This window comes from Streptomyces sp. MnatMP-M17, from assembly GCF_900091995.1.
GTDB lineage: Bacteria > Actinomycetota > Actinomycetes > Streptomycetales > Streptomycetaceae > Streptomyces.
This window is the reverse complement of the sequence record NZ_FMDK01000029.1, coordinates 1-5,817: the sequence shown is the minus strand read 5'-3', so window position 1 is coordinate 5,817 and position 5,817 is coordinate 1. Positions and strand designations below refer to the sequence as shown.

4 protein-coding genes and 1 pseudogene are annotated in these 5,817 nt (G+C 71.3%); 3 read left to right on the top strand and 2 right to left on the bottom strand.

All coding sequences use genetic code 11. The features are described 5' to 3' along the window. Positions 1-1,260, top strand: a 1,260-nt coding sequence (locus GA0115259_RS01695) for an AMP-binding protein (RefSeq protein ID WP_107469127.1), incomplete at its 5' end; no start/stop codon positions are given. Positions 1,261-1,280: 20 nt separating this feature from the next. Here GA0115259_RS01695 and GA0115259_RS01690 read toward each other — a convergent pair. Beyond that, positions 1,281-2,213: a LysR family transcriptional regulator gene (locus GA0115259_RS01690; RefSeq protein WP_066942956.1), complete on the bottom strand. Its 933-nt coding sequence runs from the start codon at positions 2,211-2,213 to the stop codon at positions 1,281-1,283. Between the two features lie 343 nt (positions 2,214-2,556). On the opposite strand from GA0115259_RS01690, the gene GA0115259_RS01685 reads away from it, so the two are divergent. Then, positions 2,557-3,768: an ATP-grasp domain-containing protein gene (locus tag GA0115259_RS01685; RefSeq protein ID WP_093589733.1), complete on the top strand. Its 1,212-nt coding sequence runs from the start codon at positions 2,557-2,559 to the stop codon at positions 3,766-3,768. Positions 3,769-4,020: 252 nt separating this feature from the next. Then, positions 4,021-5,250 (top strand): MFS transporter, encoded by a 1,230-nt coding sequence (locus tag GA0115259_RS01680; protein WP_161230258.1) that lies wholly within the window; start codon positions 4,021-4,023, stop codon positions 5,248-5,250. On the opposite strand, the pseudogene GA0115259_RS01675 reads toward GA0115259_RS01680, so the two are convergent. After that, positions 5,238-5,817, bottom strand: a pseudogene (locus GA0115259_RS01675) (hypothetical protein); the annotation flags it as partial. The gene GA0115259_RS01680 and the pseudogene GA0115259_RS01675 sit on opposite strands and share 13 nt — an antisense overlap.

Here is a 5,817-nt window from a genome sequence, read left to right as displayed (position 1 = left end):
GGTCCGCTCGCGGCCGACCCGGAGGCGGTCGCGGGGGGCGCGTGGGTTGAGGGAACGCCGTCGTGGACGGTGCGCGTGGATGTCGCCCGCGACGGGACGGCGACGGCCGCGCTCGATACGGGCGAGGGCGGGCGCGCGGACGGTGCGCGTGGCGTACGGGGCGCGGCCGGCGAGCTGACCGGCGACGACGCCCTTGTGCTGTTCACCTCGGGAACCACCGACCGGGCCAAGATGGTCCCGCTGACGCATGCCAATGTCGCCGCCTCCGTGCGGGACATCTGTGCCACCTACGAGCTGGGACCCGGCGACGCGACGGTCGCGGTGATGCCGTTCTTCCACGGCCACGGGCTGTTCGCGGCCCTGCTGGCCTCGCTGGCCAGCGGAGGATGCGTACTGCTGCCCGAGGGCGGCCGGTTCTCGGCGCACACGTTCTGGGACGACGTACAGGCCGTGGGCGCGAGCTGGTTCACCGCGGTCCCGACCATCCATGAGATCCTGCTGGACCGGTCGGCGGCCGAGTACCCGGGCCCGGAGCTCGCGCCGCTGAGGTTCGTCCGCAGTTGCAGCGCTCCGCTCAACGCGGCCACGCAGCGTGCGCTGGAACGTACGCTCGGCGCGCCGCTGCTGTCCGCGTACGGGATGACCGAGACCACGCACCAGACGACCAGCGAGCCGCTGCCGGAGTGGGGGCCGCTGAAGCAGGGATCCGTCGGCCGGACCACCGGAGTGGACCTGCGTGTCGTCGACCGGAACGGGCGTACGTGCCCGGCCGGCACCCAGGGCGAGGTGTGGGTGCAGGGTCCCACCGTCACGCGCGGCTATCTCGGCGATCCGGACGGGACGGCGGAGAGCTTCACCGACGGCTGGTTCCGCACCGGCGATCTGGGCTCGCTGGACGAGGACGGCTGTCTCTTCCTCACCGGGCACATCAAGAACCTCATCAACCGCGGCGGCGAGAAGATCTCGCCCGAGCATGTCGAGGACGTGCTCGCGGGCTGTCCCGGTGTGTCCGAGGCGGCCGTGTTCCCGATTCCGGACGCGCACTACGGGCAGCGGGTGGGCGCCGTCGTGGTCGTACGCGACGGCGAGATCCTCGGCTCCGGGCAGATCCTCCAGTACTGCCGCGACCGGCTGTCGCCCGCCGAGGTGCCCGACCGGCTGGAGATCGTCGCGGCACTGCCGCACACGGCGAAGGGCGGACTGGACCGGCGGGAGGTGGAGAACCGGTACGCGGAATCGAAAGAGCGCCGCAGGTCTTGAGCGCGGGACTGGCCGCGGGTCTATCTGACGCGGTGCTCGGCCGGGAGCGGCTGGTCGAAGAACTCGTCCAGTGACAGGCCGGTCGCCGCGTTCACGAACGCCCGCGCGGCGATCGATCCCGGAGTCGCCGCGTGGATCGCGACCGAGACCTGCGCCCTGGCGTCCGGGGCGACCAGACGGACGGCCCTCGGCCTGCCGATCACCGGCATCGCGCGCAGCCAGGTGTGCGGCACGATGCTCGCCCAGTCGCCGACGCCCACATGCGCGTAGAGGGAGGCGACCGAGTCCGTCTCCACCTGCGGTGTCACCACGACGCCGCTGTCCGCGAACACGTTGTCGATGAGCTGGCGGATACGCATGTCGGGCGTCAGCAGCGCGAGCGGCAACTGGGCCGCGTCCGCCCAGGTCATGGTGTTGGTCTGGGGCATCAGCTGGTCGCCCGACGCGAGCAGTACGTACCTCTCCTGGTACAGCGGCACCACTTGCAGGCTCTCCCGGTCCTCGGGAGCGAAGTGCGCGATCGCCGCGTCCAGCTCGAACTCCCGTAGCTGGCGGTGGAGTTCCCGCGCGGAGAGCCGGGAGCGGACCTGGACCTTGGCCAGCGGATGCGCGCCGCAGAACGCGGCGACGGGCAGTGCCAAGGTCGTCGACGCCGTGGGCTCCGTGCCCAGCCGCAGTGTCCCCGTGATGCCCGACTGCACGGCGGCCACCTCGGCCTTGAACGCGTCCTGCTCGGCGAGGATCCGCTTGGCCCAGACGACGAGCCGCTCGCCCTCAGGAGTGAGGCCCTCGTAGTTGTGTCCCCGGTTGATCAGCGTGACGTTCAGTTCGCGTTCGAGCTTGGCGATCGCCGCCGAGAGCGCGGGCTGCGACACATAGCAGGACTCGGCCGCCCGCGCGAAGTGCCTCTCTCTGGCGACCGCCACGAAATACTCCAACTGACGGAACAGCATCAGCGACTCCTCCCTGCCTCGGCACTCGGCACCGCACGGAAACCGGACCACGGGCTTCCAGCGCTCCGGTGACACCGTGAATCATCCCACTTGATCAACGTCCGAACCGCCGCCGCGGGTGCCCGCCGCCGTGCGCGGCGAGGTGCCGTGGTGTCGCGGTGCGTGTTCGCGCGGGTGCCGGGTGCCCTCGCGGGGAGCTGGAGGTCATGGCTGGTGAACGTGTAAAACCGCAGCCCATCCGGGCTATCATCCGCTCTACACACCTGATTGCGCACCGCCGCGCCGGCCGTGGATTTCCGGCACCGGAGAGTTCTCCCGCGCTGGTTTCCCGTGCCGCGTGGCCATGTCGCCCTGTCCGAGGGGAGCGTTCCCGATAGCACTTCGCATCTGGCTCAGCAGCGCAGGGGTCGCCGCCACCGAGGTGGCCCGGATGTTGCGTGAGAACCCCGACGCCACCGATGTCCGTATCTACGGCTCCAACATCAGCCGGCACGCTCCCGCGCTCGCGGCCTGTGACGTGAGCGAAGTCGAACCGCACCGGGTGAGCAACGCGGCCTACGCCGAGTTCGCCCTCGACTTCTGCCGCCGGCACGCCATCGACGTTCTGATACCGCCCAGGCGACTGGACGCGCTCGCGCCCTACGCCGACGCCTTCGCCGCGGACGGCACAAAGCTCATGTGCTCACCGGCCGCCGCGGTCTCCACACTGACCAGCAAGAGTCTGACCTACGAGGCCGCCCAGGCGATCGGTGTGCCCGTACCGCCCTGGTGGATCGTCTCCGACGGCGAGCAACTCCGCGCGGCGGCACGGCAGATAGCCGACGCGGGCAGCATCGCCTGTGTCAAACCCGCCGGAGAGTTCTCGGCGTTCGGCTTCCGCATTCTCGACGACGAGCCTCTGCGTATGAAGGATCTGCTCGCACCGGCACGGCCCGTCGCCTCCGTCGGCGCGGTGGCCGACGCGCTGGACCGGGCGGCTGACCAGGGTGAGAAGGTTCCCGAGTTCATCGTGATGCCGTATCTGGACGATCCGGAGGTGAGCATCGACTGTCTCTCGGCCCCGGGCGGCGACATGGTCACCTGTGTCGCCCGGTCCAAGGACGGGCGCTACCGCCATCTGCTCGACGCTCCTGCTCTGACCGCCATCGCCCAGCGCCTGGTGAGCCATTTCCGGCTCGCCTATCTCTCCAACGTCCAGCTGCGCCACTGGCACGGCCGGCCGATCCTGCTGGAGGCCAACCCACGGGCCTCCGCCGGGATCTTCCAGACCGCCTTCGCCGGAGTGAACCTCCCGTGGGCCGCGGTACGTCTGCTGCTGACGGGCGATCCCGGCCGGCTGGCACCGCTGCGGCTGGGCGGCCGTGTCGCCGTCACCGAATCCGTCATGGCCGTCGGCCCGTCCGAGCCCGTTCCGCTGCCCGAGCCCATGGTTCCGCCCGAGCCTCTTCTCCCGCCGAGGCCGGTCGTCCCGCCCAAGCCCGTCATCCAGCCCGAGCCTCTTGCCTCGCCCGTGCCTGCCGGGGCAACTGCCGTCAGTGCGGCGCCACTTGTTTAGCTGCTGAGTTCCCGACCAGTCGTCCGGACATGAGAACGACGGTGGAGGGCACCGCCCTCCACCGCCCTCCGTACGAGGCTGACTGTGACCTGGGGTCACAGGATGAACGCCTGCCTGGTTGCGTCCGCGCGTCCCGAGCAGCATGGCGGGGCCGGACGGTCCCTGTCGCCGCCGGAGCCGCACGTGGCTTCTCCCGTACGGCCCCCGACGGCCACCGGGATTCCCCACGACGCCCGAAAGGCAGTGATCCCCTTGAGCGGTCCCCCGGACACGCACGGCCCCGACACCGCATCCGAGACCTTCGACCGACTGCGGTACGCGGGCGTCTTCGCCCTGCTCTTCCTCTTCGGCACGGAGACCTTCCTGGTCTCTCCTCTTCTGCCCACCATCGCGGAGGACATCGACGTCAGCGAGGCCGCCGCGGCCTCCAGCGTGACCGCGTACGTCCTGGTGTACGCGGTCTGCGCGCCGTTCCTCGGTCTGCTCAGCGACCGTTTCGGACGGCGGCGGACCCTGGTGGCCGGTGCCGCGCTCTTCCTCGTGTCCAACGCCATCGCCGCGCTCTCCACCGGGCTGGCGCTGCTGATCGTCTCGCGCGCCGTCGCCGGTCTCGCCGCAGCCGCCGCGGGACCCGCGATCTGGGCCCATATCGCCGAGACCGCGCCCGACCGGGTACGCGGCCGGGCCCTCGGCCTCGGCATGGCGCTCTTCTCCTGCGGCCAGGTGATCGGCGTACCGCTCGGCGCGGTGCTCGCCGGCTGGGCCGGCTGGCGCTCGGCGTTCCTCGCCATGGCCGTGGCCACCGCCCTCGCGCTGCCTCTGCTGCTGCGCCAGCTCCCGGTGAGCGCCGGCCGGCCGGCCGAGGTCGGCGCGGTGAAGGCCGTGCTCGCCGGATGGAGCGATCCGACGCTCCGCAAGGCGCTCACCGTCAACACGGTCTTCCACGCGGCCAATCTCGGTGCCTACACCTTCCTGGGCGCCCTGCTCGTCGACCGCTTCGACCTGTCCGTCTCGGAACTCGGACTCGTCGGCATCCTGGTCGGCGCGGGCAGTGTGGCCGGCTCGCTGCTCGGCGGCCGACTGGGCGACCGGGCCCGCGCCGCCGGAGGCAACCACGTACCGCTGCTGCCCGTATGGGGAGTCGTGATGGCGGCGGGCATCACTCTGTCGGCCTGGGGCCCTGGACTGGTGCTCGCGCTCGCCGGAGTGGTCGTGTGGTTCGTGGCCAGCGGCGGCTTCGTCACCGACCAGCAGACGCTGGCGGGCACCGTCAATCCGGAGCTGCGCGCGACCTCCAGCGCCTGGCTGACCTCGACCATGTACGCGGGCACCGGTATCGGCGCCTGGGCGGTGGGATCGTTCGCCGAGGTCACCACCGGCACACTGATCATCGGCACCGGTCTGGCGCTCCTCGCGGCGCTGGGCGCGCTCACGGTCGGCGCGGGCCTCCGCAAGGCCGTACGGCAGGATCAGCCGGCCTGACGTCCCGCGCCCGCGCCCGGATCGACGGACCGCAGAGGCCGCTCGGTGAGGGCTCCCATCCGGGCGCGGTCCGTGGCGGACGCCGGTGTGAAGAGCAGCACCAGCGCGCTCGGATCGTCCACCGGGTGGAAGGACGAGAGCGACAGCTCGATCCTGCCGATCCCGGCCGGCTCCACGACGACCGTACGGGCCGTCAGCTCCGCCACCGAGTGGCATCCCCACCAGTGGCGGAGCTCCGGCGCGTCCTCGTCAAGACGCCGGTAGACCTCATCGGTACGAGGATCCTCCAGCGCCGGGCCCGCCTGTGCGCGGAAGTGCTGGAAGACATTCATGGCCAGCGGCTCCCAGTCCCGCAGGACCGTCCGCAGCCGCTGGTCGGCCACCATCAGCCACATCAGATTGCGGCGGTCCGCCGGGACGGTCTCCGGGCTGCCCCACAGCGCTCCCCACGCGGCGTTCCAGCCCAGCAGATCGAAGTACCGGTCCAGCAGGACGGCCGGACTGGCCGTCCAGGAGTCCAGTACCGGCTGGACGGCGGCGGCAAGGCCACCGCTGCCGCCGGCCTCC

Coding starts and splice junctions, on each gene's coding strand:
- GA0115259_RS01690 (WP_066942956.1), bottom strand. CDS start 2,213: ATGCTGTTCCGTCAGTTGGAGTATTTCGTGGCGGTCGCCAGAGAGAGG.
- GA0115259_RS01685 (WP_093589733.1), top strand. CDS start 2,557: ATGTCGCCCTGTCCGAGGGGAGCGTTCCCGATAGCACTTCGCATCTGG.